Origin of the sequence: Flavobacterium sp. CBA20B-1 (assembly GCF_028473145.1) — a bacterium.
In the GTDB taxonomy this organism is placed as follows: Bacteria; Bacteroidota; Bacteroidia; order Flavobacteriales; family Flavobacteriaceae; genus Flavobacterium.
On record NZ_CP092370.1, the window covers coordinates 1,609,894 to 1,626,390 of the forward strand.

Annotated in this window: 19 protein-coding genes; 9 read left to right on the forward strand and 10 right to left on the reverse strand. The window is 35.5% G+C overall.

What is annotated here, in order from left to right:
- The first annotated feature begins 146 nt into the window (after positions 1–146).
- A complete protein-coding gene (locus MG290_RS08070) occupies positions 147–527 on the forward strand; it encodes a Fur family transcriptional regulator (RefSeq protein ID WP_264560825.1) in 381 nt (126 codons plus the stop codon).
- 57 nt (positions 528–584) lie between these two features.
- On the opposite strand, the gene MG290_RS08075 is transcribed toward MG290_RS08070, so the two are convergent.
- Together MG290_RS08075 and MG290_RS08080 are read right to left on the reverse strand one after the other, a co-directional pair.
- On the reverse strand, positions 585–1,634 hold the full coding sequence (locus MG290_RS08075) for a sensor histidine kinase (RefSeq protein WP_264560826.1): 1,050 nt from the start codon (positions 1,632–1,634) through the stop codon (positions 585–587).
- The gene (locus MG290_RS08080) at positions 1,634–2,317 is read right to left on the reverse strand and encodes a response regulator transcription factor (protein WP_264560827.1); all 684 of its coding nucleotides are present in this window, start codon (positions 2,315–2,317) and stop codon (positions 1,634–1,636) included. The genes MG290_RS08075 and MG290_RS08080 overlap by 1 nt, the downstream gene beginning before the upstream one ends.
- Before the next feature lie 181 nt (positions 2,318–2,498).
- Between MG290_RS08080 and MG290_RS08085 the strand changes: the two genes are divergently transcribed.
- The 5 genes from MG290_RS08085 to MG290_RS08105 all read left to right on the forward strand — a co-directional run bounded on the left by MG290_RS08085 (position 2,499) and on the right by MG290_RS08105 (position 9,230).
- Positions 2,499–5,234: a TonB-dependent receptor gene (locus tag MG290_RS08085; protein WP_264560828.1), complete on the forward strand. Its 2,736-nt coding sequence runs from the start codon at positions 2,499–2,501 to the stop codon at positions 5,232–5,234.
- 87 nt (positions 5,235–5,321) lie between these two features.
- On the forward strand, positions 5,322–6,521 hold the full coding sequence (locus tag MG290_RS08090; RefSeq protein ID WP_264560829.1) for a hypothetical protein: 1,200 nt from the start codon (positions 5,322–5,324) through the stop codon (positions 6,519–6,521).
- A gap of 195 nt (positions 6,522–6,716) precedes the next feature.
- On the forward strand, positions 6,717–7,067 hold the full coding sequence (locus tag MG290_RS08095; RefSeq protein ID WP_264560830.1) for a T9SS type A sorting domain-containing protein: 351 nt from the start codon (positions 6,717–6,719) through the stop codon (positions 7,065–7,067).
- Positions 7,068–7,188: 121 nt separating this feature from the next.
- Positions 7,189–8,166 carry a T9SS type A sorting domain-containing protein gene (locus MG290_RS08100; protein ID WP_264560831.1) on the forward strand — a complete coding sequence of 326 codons (978 nt, stop codon included), beginning with the start codon at positions 7,189–7,191 and terminating at the stop codon, positions 8,164–8,166.
- 83 nt (positions 8,167–8,249) lie between these two features.
- Positions 8,250–9,230, forward strand: a complete 981-nt coding sequence (locus MG290_RS08105) for a LuxE/PaaK family acyltransferase (RefSeq protein WP_264560832.1) — start codon at positions 8,250–8,252, stop codon at positions 9,228–9,230.
- 58 nt (positions 9,231–9,288) lie between these two features.
- Here MG290_RS08105 and MG290_RS08110 read toward each other — a convergent pair whose 3' ends face one another.
- The 8 genes from MG290_RS08110 to MG290_RS08145 form a co-directional block, all read right to left on the reverse strand.
- On the reverse strand, positions 9,289–10,257 hold the full coding sequence (locus tag MG290_RS08110; protein WP_264560833.1) for a hypothetical protein: 969 nt from the start codon (positions 10,255–10,257) through the stop codon (positions 9,289–9,291).
- 153 nt (positions 10,258–10,410) lie between these two features.
- Complete coding sequence (locus MG290_RS08115; protein WP_264560834.1) at positions 10,411–11,031, reverse strand: DUF4230 domain-containing protein; 621 nt, start codon at positions 11,029–11,031, stop codon at positions 10,411–10,413.
- A gap of 1 nt (position 11,032) precedes the next feature.
- Positions 11,033–11,986, reverse strand: coding sequence for a GSCFA domain-containing protein (locus MG290_RS08120; RefSeq protein ID WP_264560835.1), 954 nt, complete (start codon positions 11,984–11,986; stop codon positions 11,033–11,035).
- Positions 11,987–12,007: 21 nt separating this feature from the next.
- The gene (locus MG290_RS08125) at positions 12,008–12,367 is read right to left on the reverse strand and encodes a putative quinol monooxygenase (RefSeq protein ID WP_264560836.1); all 360 of its coding nucleotides are present in this window, start codon (positions 12,365–12,367) and stop codon (positions 12,008–12,010) included.
- A gap of 148 nt (positions 12,368–12,515) precedes the next feature.
- Positions 12,516–13,109, reverse strand: coding sequence for a phosphatase PAP2 family protein (locus MG290_RS08130; protein WP_272585156.1), 594 nt, complete (start codon positions 13,107–13,109; stop codon positions 12,516–12,518).
- The gene (locus MG290_RS08135; RefSeq protein WP_257499943.1) at positions 13,109–13,495 is read right to left on the reverse strand and encodes a twin-arginine translocase TatA/TatE family subunit; all 387 of its coding nucleotides are present in this window, start codon (positions 13,493–13,495) and stop codon (positions 13,109–13,111) included. Before MG290_RS08135 ends, MG290_RS08130 begins: the two co-directional genes overlap by 1 nt.
- Before the next feature lie 34 nt (positions 13,496–13,529).
- A complete protein-coding gene (locus MG290_RS08140) occupies positions 13,530–14,258 on the reverse strand; it encodes a hypothetical protein (RefSeq protein WP_264560838.1) in 729 nt (242 codons plus the stop codon).
- A gap of 50 nt (positions 14,259–14,308) precedes the next feature.
- The gene (locus MG290_RS08145; protein ID WP_264560839.1) at positions 14,309–14,998 is read right to left on the reverse strand and encodes a hypothetical protein; all 690 of its coding nucleotides are present in this window, start codon (positions 14,996–14,998) and stop codon (positions 14,309–14,311) included.
- A gap of 121 nt (positions 14,999–15,119) precedes the next feature.
- Between MG290_RS08145 and pepE the strand changes: the two genes are divergently transcribed.
- Genes pepE through MG290_RS08160 form a run of 3 tightly spaced genes read left to right on the forward strand, consistent with a single transcriptional unit; the run spans position 15,120 to position 16,410 of the window.
- A complete protein-coding gene (pepE, locus tag MG290_RS08150) occupies positions 15,120–15,827 on the forward strand; it encodes a dipeptidase PepE (RefSeq protein WP_264560840.1) in 708 nt (235 codons plus the stop codon).
- Between the two features lie 53 nt (positions 15,828–15,880).
- Complete coding sequence (locus MG290_RS08155; RefSeq protein ID WP_264560841.1) at positions 15,881–16,228, forward strand: hypothetical protein; 348 nt, start codon at positions 15,881–15,883, stop codon at positions 16,226–16,228.
- A gap of 14 nt (positions 16,229–16,242) precedes the next feature.
- Positions 16,243–16,410: a hypothetical protein gene (locus tag MG290_RS08160; protein WP_272585160.1), complete on the forward strand. Its 168-nt coding sequence runs from the start codon at positions 16,243–16,245 to the stop codon at positions 16,408–16,410.
- The last annotated feature ends 87 nt before the right edge of the window (positions 16,411–16,497 follow it).

The window sequence follows — 16,497 nt, forward strand, 5'->3', positions numbered from 1 at the left end:
CTTGTTTAATTATTAAGCGCCTGCTGATTTTATTGTTCATTTTTAATCCAAATGCTTGTTTAAGAAATTTATTAATGCAATTGTGTTGCAAAAATATGTATTATATTTGTAAATGCAATAGAGTTGCATTAAATAATTATTTAATAATGAAGAAAAGTAGAAATACAATAGCAAAAACGAAAATTCTAGAATTGATTACTGATTCGAAAAAAGCATTGGCTCATTCGGAAATTCACCAAATGTTAGAAGATTTTTGTGATAGAGTAACAATTTATAGGGTGTTAGACCGATTGATAGAAGAAGGCTTGATACATAAAGTTGTTACCATTTATGGAATGATTAAATATGCAGCCTGTCATGGCTGTTCCTCTAGCAAGCATCATCATAACCATATTCACTTTAGTTGTGAAGAATGTCATTCTGTAACTTGTATAGATGATGTAGAGCCCCTATTTAATTTACCAAAAGAATATAAAGTTTATAAGGTTAACTTTGCGCTATCGGGAATATGCCCTGAATGTAAATAAATAGAGGTGCTAAATGGTAGCAAGGTATTTAGCATATGATAAAAACAAAAAAAGCGATTATTCTTTAACAGCTTTTTCAATGGTAAACGAAAACTCAGAGCCAACGCCCACTTTGCTTTCCACATAAATATGTTCGTTGTGGGCTTCTATAATGTGTTTTACGATTGAAAGTCCTAAACCAGAGCCACCAATATCGCGGGAGCGGCTGCTATCGGTTCGGTAGAAGCGTTCAAACAAGCGACCGATGTGTTTTTTTTCTATTCCGAAGCCATTGTCTGTAATGCGAACCAGTAATTTTTTTTCGGTAAGATTTTCTATGGATACTTCGGTGGTGCCGTTTTCTTTTCCGTATTTTATGGAATTATCAATTAAATTAAGAAACACTTGATTGATTTTTTCGCGATCGCCTTTCACCAAAATAGTGCGGTAATGGTCTTTATCAAACATCAAAGTAATGTCTTTTTTATCGGCTTTCATTTCCAAAAGATCAAAAACACTTTGAAAAAGTTCAATGATATCAAAAGATTGTATATTCAGTTTTAGTTCATTGGTTTCTAATTTGGTAATCATATCCAAATCGTTCACAATGTCAATTAACCGTTCAATGCCTTTATCGGCACGTTCTAAGTATTTTTTGCGGATTTCTTTATCTTTTACGTCGCCTTCTATTAATGTAGAAATATAACCTTGCACGGTAAAAAGCGGTGTTTTAAGCTCATGTGCCACATTGCCAATAAACTCTCGGCGGTATTCTTCTTGCACTTTTAATGATTCTATTTCTACTTTTTTTTCGCTTGCAAACTTGTTTACTTCATACATTAAGGTTTGCATATCGGTGGTTATGGGCTGGTTTCGCAACACCGATTCATCTAAAATGCTTACTTCTTTATAAATTTTTTGAATGCGGCGGTATATAAAGCGTTCCACACGGTATTGCAACACAAAAAAGCAAAAACCAAAAAACAGTAACGAAAAAGTTACTGTGAAAAAGATGTCTATTTGATGAAAAAAATAGTGCAACAGAAACAAAAGCAGCAAACTGAATAGACTGATTACTGCTGCTGATTTTGCTGCAAACTTGTATGATTTACGATATTTTACACCCATTAAATCTCTATTTTGTAGCCCACGCCTTTTATGGTTTTAAACAAATCGTCGCCAATTTTTTCGCGCAATTTTCTTATGTGAACATCTATGGTTCTGCCACCCACAATCACTTCGTTGCCCCAAACTTTGTCTAAAATTTCTTCGCGTTTAAACACTTTTCCGGGTTTTGATGCCAGTAAATAAAACAATTCAAATTCTTTTCGCGGCAAAATAATTTCGGTATTGTCTTTTATGATTTTGTATTCTTCGCGGTTTATTTCAATGGTTCCAATGCGCAACACATCGTCTGCCAAGGCTTCTTCTTTTACCCTGCGAAGCAATGCTTTTACCTTGGTCACCAACAATTTCGGTTTAATAGGTTTGGTGATGTAATCATCTGCGCCCACATCAAAACCGGCAACTTGCGAGTAATCTTCTCCTCGCGCCGTTAAAAAGGTAATAATGGTATTGTTCAATTCTGGCAACTTTCGCATGTTTTCGCATGTTTCAATTCCATCCATTTCAGGCATCATCACATCAAGAATAACCAAGTTAGGAACTTCTTTCTTCGCAATTGTTAAAGCTTCTTTTCCGTTTTTTGCCGTAAAAACCTGATAGTTTTCTGCTTCTAAATTAAAACCTACAATTTCTAAAATGTCTGTATCGTCATCAACCAATAAGATTTTTATGTCCTTATTTTTCATTTGTCTTCTATGTTGTTTATGCTGTAAAATTAACGATAAATAAAAAGCAAACCACCGCTTAACAATTATTTAATGTGGTAACGTTTTGTTTACAAAAACCCAACCTATTGGTAAAGCCCCAATAACTTTACAATAACTTTTAGGTAATTCCTTTGCACTGAAAATTTATAACACAAAAATAATGAAATTAAATTTTTTGGCAGCAGCGTTATTATTTGGAGTAGTTACTTATGCGCAAGACACAAAAACGATCAAAGGCCACATTTATGATGCAGCAAATAACAACGAACCATTGGCTTATGCAACCATTATGTTGAAAAACACCGAGCTTGGTGCAGAAGCTGATGAAAACGGATATTTTGAAATTGAATGTACGGAAGGTTCTTATTTGTTAGAAGCATCTTATATGGGTTACCAAACCTATACCATTTCTTACGAAACTGAAAATCCTGAAGAGTTAAATATCAACCTAATTCCCGAAGTGGGCGATTTAGACGAGTTGGTTATTACAATTAATAACAGAAAATCGTCGGAAACAGCTTTGTTGAACGATCAAAGAAAATCATTGGAGATCAAACAGCAAATTGGTGCTCAGGAACTTTCGCGAAAAGGTGTGGGTGATGTGGCAGCAGCGGTTGCAAAAACATCGGGCATTTCAAAGCAAGAAGGAAGCAACAATGTATATGTTCGTGGTTTGGGCGATCGATACAATTCTACTACTTTGAACGGCTTGCCGGTTCCGTCAAACGATCCAGAGAAAAAGAACATCAATTTGCAATTATTTTCTACTGAGTTGGTAGAGTATATTTCGATTGATAAAACCTTTAGTTCGAGAAACACGGGTGATTTTGGTGGAGGAAATGTTGATATTTTATCAAAAGATTTTAAAGACAGCGCTTTGTTCGAAATAGAATTAGGTGCACAAATAAACACCAATGCCACTAAAAAAGGAAGCGATTTTCTATTGCCACAAGGACCAAGCAAAATGGGCTATGCAAACTATGGTGTGCCTAATAACGCATTAAGTGGTTACAATTTTCAAAACAGTTTACAACCTGTAAACGCAGGACCTGTTGGAGGAAATTTTGCAGTGCGTGCCGGAAAATCATTTTTAATGGGCGAAACTGGTAAGTTGAATCTATTTGCAAATGCAAGTTTCAACAATGGATTTACGTTTAGAGAAGGAATCAACCAAAGTGCAAGTGCGCAAGGTGCAAAGCTAAAATCGTTCTATCAAGAGAATTTTTCGCACACTACCAACACCACGGGTATGTTTAACGCTAATTATCACGTAAACGATAAAAACCGTGTGGCTTATAACTTTTTGTACATTAATTCATCGGATTTATTTAGAGATACATTCACCGGTTTAGACCGCGACTTTGAAGGCGATCATGATGCTTTATTGGTGCAACGAGGTACTTTTATTCAAAACACCGTATTGATTAATCAATTGTTGGGAAATCATACATTCAATGATAAATTAGGATTTGATTGGGCGGTTTCATACAACACCATTAAAAGCGATATGCCCGATAGAACTCAAAATAAATTGTTTTATTGGAACGATACCGACAGTTACACCTTGGCTCAGCGAACCATTACCGATAACCATCGCTATTTTCAAAACTTGAAGGAAGATGAGTTGGCAACAAATTTAGCGTTAAACTATAAATTGGGTGCCGATGAAAACGGGAACGAAAAAGGAAAATTAACAATTGGATACAACGGACGTGTAAAGAAAAGAGATTTTGAAGCCATTCAATTTAACTTCCGAATTGCAGGTGCGCAATTAAGCACACCGGTAAATCCAAATAATTTAGATGCATTTTTCAATCAGCAGAATTATACCGATGGCTTGTTCGGCATTGAAGCTTTTGCTGGTGACACCCCTCAAACTTATAGTGGAGAGCAAAATATTCATGCAGGTTTTGCCAATGTGGAATATCGCTTAACCGATAAATTGAGTGCTGTTTTAGGTTTGCGCTACGAAAAAATTGATCAAAGCGTAATTTGGAGAACGCAGTTAGATGCCGTGGAAAGAGAAAACGAATTTAAACGCAACGAATTCTTGCCCAACTTATCGTTAAAATACGAATTAAGCACCATTCAAAACTTGCGTTTGGCTGCCAGCAAAACCTATACATTGCCACAGTTCAAAGAGCGTGCACGCTTTATTTATGAAGATGTAACCGAAATCAAAGTAGGTAACCCATACTTATATCCCTCACAAAACTACAACTTAGATTTAAAATGGGAATTGTTTCCAAACAACGATGAAGTGGTATCGGTAGCAGCATTTGGTAAATATATTTTAGATCCAATCAACGAAATCACAATGGCATCATCTACGAATGATATCACTTGGGTGAACATTGGCGAAAAAGGATATGTATATGGTGCAGAGTTTGAAATCAAGAAAAGAATCATTGATTTTGGCGGAGCAAATACCAACAACCTTTTTGCAGGATTGAATGTATCTTATATGAAAACCGACCAAGAGATCGACCGTGAAAAAATTCAAAAAGAAACCAACGGATTAATCAATACCAATTTCGATTTTGACCGTTCATCGTTCACCGGCGCATCAGACTTATTGCTAAATGCAGACGTGTCGTATGTGAGAGATTGGAACGACGGCAAAGGAATGACCGCTACTGTTTCCTATATGCATTATTCAGACCGTTTGTATGCATTGGGTGTGGAAAGCAAAGGAAATTTAATTGACAAAGGCATGGGAACTTTAGATTTTGTATTAAAAACCAGAGTTCACAAAAATTTCGCAATCGATTTTGCAGCACGCAATATCTTAAACCCAGAATTCCGCAGAATACAAGACAATGCTTCGGGTGCTATTGATGCCATTACCTACAAGCGTGGAGCATTTTTCAGCTTGGGTGCAAAATATACATTTTAACAACATATTCATCACATACGCTTAACATACATTAACGTATTAATACTCAACTTTGTATCAAATAAAAATAATAAATTTTTAAAGAAAATGAAAAAGCCAATTTCAAAACTATTTAGCTTCACATTATTATCATTAACATTAGCAGCAACAGCAGTTTCTTGCTCTAGCGATGATAGCACACCAGTTACAGAAGAACCAACGCCGGGTGAAACCGATTTTAAAGTAGATCGCAATGCATTAACAGGTGAAATCACAAAAGGACATGTAATTTTAACCGAAGGAACTTATAAATTAACCGGAAAATTAATCGTAGGAGCAGGTGCAAAATTAACCATTAAACCAGGTGTTCGAATTGAAGCAACACAATTGGCTTCGGGTCAGTTTGATGCGGTTCGATACATTGCAGTAGCGCAAGGCGGACAAATTTTTGTAGAAGGAACAGCAGCAAACCCGGTAATCATGACTGCCGAAGTTAAAAAACCAGGATCTTGGGGTGGTTTGGTAATTTGTGGTAAAGCGCCAATCAACAAAGGAACAACAGCTACTGCAGAAGTTTCAGAATTAACCTATGGTGGAACAGAAACAAACGACAATTCAGGAGCAATCAAATATCTAAGAATTGAATATTCAGGTTACGCATACAATGCAGATAAAGAGTTCAACGGACTTTCAATGTTTGGTGTGGGTAAAGGAACAACTGTTGAATATGTACAAGTACACGATGGTTCAGACGATGGTTTTGAGTTTTTCGGAGGAACTGTTGATACCAAATATTTAGTAGTAACAAACTTTGCAAGCGAAGTGGGCGATGATTTGTTTGACTGGACAGAAGGTTGGAACGGTATGAACGAAAATTGGTACGGAAAAAGAACCAACGACGGTAACCGTGGAATTGAAGCAGACAACAATTCAAACAACCACATGGCAGCACCAATTGCAAACCCAACAATCAAAAACCTTACATTGATTGGTAACAATGGCGGTGGAGAAAACCACGCAATGAAACTAAGAGTAGGTACTAAAGCAAATTTCGACAATGTGGTTTTAAGCAACTTTGGAACTGGTTTCGATGTGGAACACGATGAAGGCATCAGCTATGTGGCAAGTGGCGAATTAAAAGCTACCCGCGTGAAATTCGACAATATCACTACCAAAGCAAAAGGTAAGAAAACCGATGGTTCTGCAGCAGATGTAAACGCAATCTTCACCGAAGATGAAACCGCTACAGGAGCAGGTAACGGAACAGCAACCCCAACTTGGGCAACAGGCTGGACAGTAGGTTTGTAATACATTTCAAAAAGTACTGCCACAAAGTGAAGTCAGTTTGTCATATCTTGTTAAAGAAAAACAAGTAAAGCAAAGACAGTAACGGCAGCAAATCAGTTAAAATCTTCCTAAATAACCACAAATTTATTTTTGTGGTTATTTTTTGGTATTTTATTTGATATTATTTTTATATATTTACGTATTCAAATAAAAACTATGAAGAAAAAATACCTATATATATTCTTACTGTTATTAATAACCGGCTTTTCAGCAACCGCCCAAACAGCCAAAAACAGTGGAATAGCAGAGCAAACCAAGACCGAAAACACCTTAGAAAAGGTGCAGATATATCCCAACCCGGTTACCGGCGGAAAAATTTATATCAATGCCGAAAACAACTCGGCAAAGGTTATAGAATTATACGATATGCTGGGTAAACGTATTTTAATAGCAGAAATGAACGGCTATCAGAAAGAATTAAACGTGAGCAGTTTAAAAGCAGGTGTTTATATTTTAAAACTCACCGATAAAAACAACAGCATTACCCGAAAAATCATCATAAAATAAAGAAAAGCCCGTAACATGTTTACGGGCTTTCTTTTAAAAAAAACAATTTATTAATATTCCTTATTTTACACTTCAAAAATTTACCGTAAATTTGTACCATAAAATTTAAAATCAATTAGATATGAAAAAAATCTACACTTTAATTACAATTGTTGCAGCTTCATTTGCAGCAAATGCGCAAGCTTCTGATAGTTTTAATTATACAGGCTCTTTGAATGCCAATGGTTGGGTTTCGCATAGTGGCCAAACTCCTGGAGAAGTAGTTACCACAACTGGTAGTTTAAGTTATACTGGAATCACTTCAGTAGGAGAGAAGGTACTTTTAGACAGTAATGTTCTTTTTGAAGATGTAAATATGGCTTCAGCAAATCCTATAACTACTACAGCATATTTATCTGTAATTATTAATTATGTTGATGCATCTGACTTAAATCCGAATGGAGATTATTTCACAGGTTTTGGTGATGTAGCTGGAGCAACAGGGTATTCTAAAATGTATGCTCAAGTACATGCAAAACCTGGCACGACAGCTAATACATTTAATCTAGGTTTGCGTAATACTGCCGGTAATGGAGGTACAGTAAATTTTGATACAACTGATTTACCGTTTGGTACACCTGTTTTTGTGATTGCTAAGTATGATGTTGCGACTGGTGAAGCTTCTTTATGGATTAATCCAACAGTTGGATCTTCGACTGTACCAACAGCAACTCTCACAAATAATACGAGTACATCTACATTGCCATCTTCAATATTATCTGTGTTTTTAAGAAATGGTTCTGGAACTGGTAAAGTTGAAGTTGACGAAATGATTTTAGCTGACAATTGGGATGACGTAAACTATGTAAATGCTACATCAACAAAAGAAAACAACATCGAAGGTTTAAGTATTTTCCCTAACCCAGCAGATGAAATCTTAAATATTACATCAAACAGTACTGCTGAGAAAAACGTACAGTTGTTCGATTTAACCGGTAAAAAAGTATTAGATGTTACAACGGTTTCGCAAATAAACGTTTCTTCGTTAAAAGCGGGTATTTATGTAGCAAAAATCAACGAAGCTGGTAAAACAGCTACACGCAAAGTGATTATTAAATAATCAACAGCAACATACAACAAAAAGCATCTCCTTACCGAGATGCTTTTTTTATTTGTAATTTTGTATTTTAAAAAGTAATTATTGTGTTTACACCCGAAGATATTATTTCGATACATACCACCAAAGAGTTTCATAAAACAGCAATGAAAGTGTTTCGCTATCAGTTTCAGCACAACGAAGTGTATCAAAAATACTGTTTGTTGTTGAAGAAAAGTCCGGATAATGTAAAGCATCTTACAGAGATTCCTTTTCTGCCTATCGAGTTTTTTAAATCGAAAGATGTGTTAAGCACAACAAATGCCGTGCAAACCACGTTCACAAGCAGCGGAACTACGGGAATGATCACTTCTAAACATCATGTGACCGACTTGGGGTTCTATGAAGCTAGTTTTCGCAGTGCATTTTCAAAATTTTACGGAAACATTGAAGACTATGCTGTTTTGGCATTGCTTCCGTCCTATTTAGAACGCGAAGGTTCTTCGCTTATTTATATGGCAAAAGATTTTATAGAAGGATCCAATCATCCCGATTCGGGCTTTTATCTTCATAATTACAGCGAGCTTGCAAGGAAATTAGTGGAATTAGACCAGAGCGGACAAAATGTATTGCTAATGGGTGTAACCTATGCGTTGTTAGACCTTATTGAGATGCAAAAATTCCATTTAAAAAACACTATTGTGATGGAAACTGGTGGCATGAAAGGAAAACGCAAAGAACTGATTCGCGAAGAATTGCACGAGCTGTTAACAACCGGTTTTGGAGTAGAAAAAATTCATTCAGAATACGGAATGACGGAATTGCTTTCGCAAGCGTATTCATTTGGGGACGGTGTTTTTGAATGTCCGCCGTGGATGGATGTGTTGATTAGAGATACCGAAGATCCACTATCGCTTATTGAAAATGGAAAAACAGGCGGTATCAATGTAATTGACCTGGCAAATATAAATTCGTGTGCATTTATTGCCACACAAGATTTAGGTAAAAAACACCCCGATTTTTCTTTTGAAGTATTAGGTAGATTTGATCAGTCTGATATCCGCGGTTGTAATTTAATGGTTTATTAGTGTACATAAAAAAAACGCTGCCTGTTACAGCAGCGTTTTATGTATTGAATTTTAAACTTTAATATTTTGCAATCTTTAAGTTTTTGATTTCAGTCGGATTTAAAGTTTTAAGATTTTTAATTTTATTAAGATCTAAATTTAAATGTATATTATTACCTTTAGCAGATTTTCCAGCTATTTGATCAGCTACTGCTGTATAAGCTCCATCCCAAAAAAGTTGTGCTGAATTACCACTATTAGCGCCTGTTGCAGTTATTGTGTAATTTGCTGTACCTGTCCAAGGTTGAGGTACATTGAATACATCTTGTGATGCCGAATTTCCTGTTGATGCAATTGTGTATGTTGCACCAGTCGTATCAAAAACCTTACTTCCATTGATGGTTACACTACCGCCATTTACATATTCTAAACTAGAGGCTGGTACTTCATTTGGAAAATATACAGTTGAAGGATCCTTCATAGGAACATAAGCTGCTGTTATCATTCGATTAATAACTACTGGAGGTGTCTGGGAATCATCAACTTCCAATGCGTATAATCCCCATAAGGTACAATCTATACCATTTCTAGTATATTTAACTAATTGATTCTGTGCATTTGTATTCACAATCCATAATACTTCAGAAACTGGGTACGAATTTCCTCCATACTCAATTCTATTACCAGTTGGTTCTGGTGTTGTGTCTTCTTCTAAAACTGTGAATTTAAAGTTAGCAGTAAAGTCGTCCATTGTAGCCAATACCGAATGAGAACCTTCTTTAAATGGTACATAGCTGTTTCCAGGAATATCTACACCGTTCACTCTAAATTTTGTGGTAGATGTTACATCAACACCGTTCAAGGTAGCTTCGAAAGTAAACTTGTCATTTACATATTTTGCTTCTTCCGGATTGCTATGCATTGCTTTAAAAACTTGTTGTTCCGGTGTTTCTGTTCCGTCTGGTTTTGTTCCGTTATCTACATATTCCACACATGAATTTAAACTCACGAGTGCCAATAGAAAAAAGAGTAGTTTATTAATTTTCATAAAAAATATATTTTTAAGTTTTGTAATTAAACCCCTAAAGTATAAAAAAAATTTGTAGCTGTTAAAAAATTAACACATTTATTTTTAAAAGTTTGTTTGCTTTGCTTTTTATGATGAACAAAACCGAGGATAACGAAGGGGAATCAACTGGTTCTAAAGTGGCAGGAAGTTATTCAAATCTTCAGTATTTGCAATGGTTTGATTTTGGTATTGCAACTGCCAACCCAAGGATTGGGTGACCACCAAAAACTTACTCAATTCACTCAGTAAACGGTTTTGGGCATTTGCCCGAATGTTCGATTGGGAGATTTTTTCGTGAAATTGCTTGGTGACACTTTCTTGAATGATGTTGTAATCGGCGCCTTCAAATGCATTAAACCGCGATTCTTCTACATCGTAAATTTTAATTTCGGGACTGATTTTCAATTCTTCTTTAGGAATAGATGTAATTTTTACGATTTTGTTGGCTTCGTCTATGGTATATTCTAGCTTAGATAAATCGTACATGATTTGCACATCGGCATTTACAACTACCAGCGCTTTTTTATCGAACGAGAGTAGATTCATAAACGATTTTTCATCTTTATAATTGTAAATCTGTGCTATTTTGGCTTCGTTTACTACCAATTTGCTCACATTTTTCATTTGTTGCTGAATGAGTTCGGTATCGGGCACCACTTCGTTTTTTTGTGCGCTTTTTCGCATTATAAAAAAAGTGAGTAAACTGCCCAATGCAATACAAATCATAGCAAATATTAAGGCTTTCTTTATCATTTTATCTAAATTTCATAAATGGATAGTTTTCTAATAAATCATCTAGTTTTATTGCTAGTGTATCTAAAAACTGCTGATGTGCTTCGGTGTATGGATTAAAGGGGCGGTGTGCCAATCCTTTCTGCACCTCATCCACTTTTTTCATCGTAGGTAATGTTTCCGGATGCATACAATGGGTAACAAATCGCTCCCAAATATAGGCAACAGCTAAATCGTTTGGATGCAGCATATCTTTGCCATAAAAACGATAATCGCGCAATTCATCCATCATGATTTCATACGAAGGAAAATAATAATTGTATGGGTCATTATTTTCTAAGTGTTGATGCAATGCGGCGATTAAATGCGCTTTGCTGCGTTGGTTTTCTGCAAAACCGTCTTTAATATGGCGAACCGGCGAAATGGTATAAATAATTTGAACAGTTGCATTTACTTGCCGAATTTGTTGTTCTATTGCTTGTAATGCTTGCAAACAATCGGCTACCGACAATAATTCTTTTTGAAATTTTTGTTGCGAAACTTTATGACAATTTGCCACAATTTCGTTGGTTTCCATAAACCGATACACCCAAGCGGTTCCCAATGTGATGATGCAATGCGAAGCGGTTTGCAAATCTTCTTTGAAAGCAGTTGTTTTTTGATTGATGGATGCCACAATGCTTTCAGCGTCTAACTCGTTTAAATCGGAATGAGTGTGCAAACAACTCCATATTTCGTTATGGCAAAAAACATCATTTTGTGTAAATAAACGCGCATTTATTGCGGTGTTTACCAATTTTTCGATTGCCAAAGGATGAAACAATATCCCCCAAGGATTCACCGTGTTTTGAAATTGATAGTGTGCCAGTTTTTGTGCAATATGTACTGCAAAACAACTGCCTATACTCACAATTTTAGATGAGTAATCTATTTTTCCGGATAAAGGCTCAACGGGCACAAGGGTTTGTAGCTGCATGTTTTTCTGTAAAATTACAAACTATCTTTTAAAATAAGCCCTCATATCTTCGCCACTTTTCTGTTCCAGCGTATAATCATCGCACGAATACATGTGTATCCCTTCAAAAATCACGGTTGGTCCTTCCATGATAAATGCATCAGCCTCTTGCAAAAAAGCTTTTAAAATAGCACCTTGCAAATGTTCAGAATAGGCTTCTTTCGATTCAAAAATCTTTAGGTTTAGAAATTTATTAGGATCTATTTGATCAATCATGTTGGTTACATGCAAAGTTCCCAATTCGTTTTGAACCAATGCCGTAGCCTCTTTTCGAACCAAATTAAAAAAAGCTTCGCGCTTATCCGGAAAAACCCGATAAGCCACAATTACAACGTATCTCATAACACAAATTTTTATTATAAAGTTACGAATTTGACTTAAAAGCAAAAAAAAATTAACTACTTCCTTCAAATATTAGTCAATAAATACGTAAGTTATGAGTGATAAGAAATTAGAATGTAATCAAAAAGTCAAATATTAAAACTGTGTTCTAAGAATGAAACAAATTTCGCTTTTGTTTATCCTTTAAATGATATTTATTATTAAAAAATTTAAAAACAAAAAAGAACATAAAGCCTGATGAAATACCGAAAATATATCCGCAAATGATGTCCAACGGATAGTGTAACCCCAGATAAATACGGGTGTAAGCAAACAATAGTGGGAAAAAGAAGAGCACCCAAGCGTATTTGTAATATTTTTTAAGGATTAAAAAGATTATTAAAATTGAACCGCTGGAATTAGATGCGTGACCTGAGAAAAAACTAGGGCTACCAGCTTTACGCAAAATACGTAAATAAGGCGAAATCAGCGGGTCGTTTACTGGGCGTAGTCTACCGGTGCTGTATTTTACTAAATTGGTAAATTGGTCGGTAAACACAAAAAAAACAGTGAGAACCAACACCAAAAGTCCAAATTGTTGCAGAGAAATTTTCTTTAGAAGTAAAAAAATAAGAAGTAAAAAAAACGGCCACCAATTGATTTGATGCGTGATATACATAAAAACCGGATCCCAAAATTCTGTTCCCAAATTGTTGAGATATATCAGCAATTGCTGATCTTTTTGTATTAAATGTTCCAACATTATTTCATGCGCTTAATGGGTCCTGTCATGTTTTCAATGTCTTCTTTTGTTTGGTCGATTTCTTTTTGAATATCGTTTACAGGGTTGAAATGGTCTATATCCATCGACTCTTTGATTTCATCATAACCCATTCGTTTTTTGATTTCATCCACGTTTACCGCATCTTTAATGTCTTTCACAACACCGGTTTCTTCCACGCTTTTTGTGATTTCCGATTTAATATCGTTCGAAGCATTTTTCACTTGATTAATAATGCGCGCCAATCCACGAGCCATTTCGGGTACCTTATCAGAACCGAAAAGCATCAAAATAATCAACATGATAAAAACCAATTCACCGCCACCAATTCCCAAAAAAAGCGGGGTTATATTTAGACTTGTAAACATTTTCTGAAATTTACTACAAAGTTACACAAAACAATTATCTTAACACCTTAAGTATTTCTAAAAATTCAGTTGCTTTTTCGGCATAAAGCAAACTCAATTGTTCGCTATTTATGGTTTGATAAGAGGTTACAACAACTGGATCTTGCGCCATAAAATAGCCAAAAGCCATATAATATTGTGGAGGTATTTGTAATTTTTCAGTGTAATATTCTTCGGGAAATTTACTTAATATTTTTTCTACAAAAAGATATTCTTCCTCTAGTGCTAATGCTTTTTTAAGCATTTTTGTTCTGCCCGAGATGGCGTTTACAATGGCATCAATAGCAATAATACCGCCGCTTGAAGATGTTGCTCGGTGCAAGTTTCGCTGAGCAGGTGTGTATCGCTTTACTTTACCAAAGCCCAAGGTTTCTGAATTTACAGTGCGGTCAATCACAAGTTCATCTAACACATTATCAATAAATTCCATGGGAATAAAAACCAACGATTTGTTCATGTCTGCATACGAAAGCACCTTTTCGCGCCCCACTAAATGCACTGCCGAAAAAATCAGTGTGTCGTTTGGGCTGGCTTCAATAGAAAAATAACCGCCTTTTTGGGTAAGAGCCGATTCGTTGGTTGTGATATTTTTTACGTAAATCCCTTCTAAATCGCGCGTTTTCGCAACCACTTTACCCAAAACACTTTTTGTTTGGGCAAGCATACTGCTACTTACAAATAGCATTAAAAGGAAAACGATTCGATAACTACTGATTTTTTTCATGATACAAAACTATTGATTCTTTTAAAAGCACCCTATTTATTACAACGATTTTAACGCTCTTGTGGTTGCTGTTGTTCTAAAAATTGGAACGATTTATCAAGCAAATGTATCCGCCACTTGGCTTCTTCGCCATTTTTTATATATTGATCAATCAAATAATCATCGTTCATAAAATAGTAAAACTTTTCCACCAAATTTTCAGGTATTTTTAGATATTCGGTAATAACACTTCTGGGAAGAGAAGCCACATACGGATTCATTTCATGAGAAGCACGCAGCAATGATGCTTCTTTCTTCTTGCGCAATTTACTAGCCACCCACAAAAAGAGTGCCTTAAAATCCATATTTGGGTTTGGGTTGCGTTTGTAGATGTATTTGTTTATCGAAGCAGCATCGATGCCTAATGATTTCGACGTGATTCGTTCCACTTTCACTTCTTGTAACACCATATTTAAAGGTTCAGCATAAATTCGAACAATACTGCTTTGCAAGTCGCTGCTTTTTAGTTGATATTTTAATTGATAGAATTCGTTTTCAACCAATGCCAATTCATCTGCTTCTTGAACGTTCATTTCAAAAAAGCCACCGCTATCTGTTGTAACAATTTCATTGGTGTTTTGATTAATTACCTTTAGTGGAAAAGCATTTACTTCTGCCATCAAACGCATTTTGTGCGGATTTCGGTTTTGTGCAAAGGAATTGATCGAAACAAAAAACAATAAAAAATAAAGATACTTCATAAATGTTTATTTAATTTCAACAAAAATATTTGCAAAAGTGTTAAAAGATAAACAGCGTTTTGGTAAACAATTGTTAAATAAATAAGTTTGCTGTTTGTTTCACACATCATCCATCAATATTATGAAGCATTTACTCATTGCAAGCACATCAACCTTACATGGAATGGGGTATTTAGAATATTTACTGCCTGCTTTAAAAAATCATTTTAAAACCGCAAGCACCATATTGTTTATTCCCTATGCAAGACCAGGCGGTATTTCGCATGATGCATACACTGCTAAGGTGGCAGATGCTTTTGCAAAAATTGATAAAAAAGTGGTGGGTTTACATACTTTTGAAAATCCCGTAGCAGCAATTCAAAAGGCCGAAGCTATTTTCACCGGCGGTGGCAACACCTTTTTATTGGTAAAACAACTGTATGGGCAACACGTTTTATCGCCTCTAAAAAAAGTACTGCAAAACGGTACGCCCTATTTAGGTTGTTCGGCTGGAAGCAATATTACCGGTTTAACTATGGAAACTACAAACGATATGCCGATTGTGTACCCACCTAGTTTCCAAACATTGGGAATGGTTCCGTTTAATATAAACCCGCATTATTTGGATCCAGTAGAAGGTTCTACACACATGGGCGAAACCCGCGAAACCCGTATCAATGAATTTCATTGTTTTAATTCACAACCTGTTCTTGGACTTCGCGAGGGAAGTTGGCTGGAAGTGTACGGACAAAAAATTACGTTGAAGGGCAGTTTACCGGCACGATTGTTCCGTCAAAATCAACCAGCGGTAGAGCTGCAACCCGAAACAGATTTATCTGATTTGTCCTAATCACGTTTCAAAATCTTTTCTATCTTTAACAAAGAAATATTGTTTGTTTGATTATGAAAAATCTATGGTTAATCGGTGCGTTATTGTTGTGTTTAACTGCATCGGCACAAAAAAAGAAAATAAGAAAAGTTATTCCACCACCACCCGTTCGACAGGTTGAGAAATTACCCGTTGAGGTAGCAGAACCAATAATTGAAGCTACCGAAAAAAAGTGTTTTATCTATAAAACCGAAACGCAAAAAGAGGCAATGATGTTTGTTACTGAAACACTTTTAGAATATGGTTGGAGCAACAATTTAGCACAAATGGTTATTACCACATATCATTTTGATCCTATAAAAAAAGAACAAACTGAAAAAGAAGGTTATTCCTGGGGCAAGCTAAAAATATTCAGTTTATAAACGGAACTTTTAGCGTGGAAGAAGATATGTTTTTTTTTACGCCTGATAAATCTGAAACTTTTGAAAAGCAAGTGTTTAGGATGAATTTTGAAGCCGAAACGAAAAAAGTTTCTTTTTTAACAAATGAAACTAATAACATCTTGCAAAAGGGCGATTGTTTTGAACCTATAATAAGCATGTAAACCAAAAGTTTTTTTTAAAAATAAAAAATTTTGAAGTGTTGGTATGCGCTGTTTTTGTAGCGGTTTTTTGAACACATTTTACGGCTG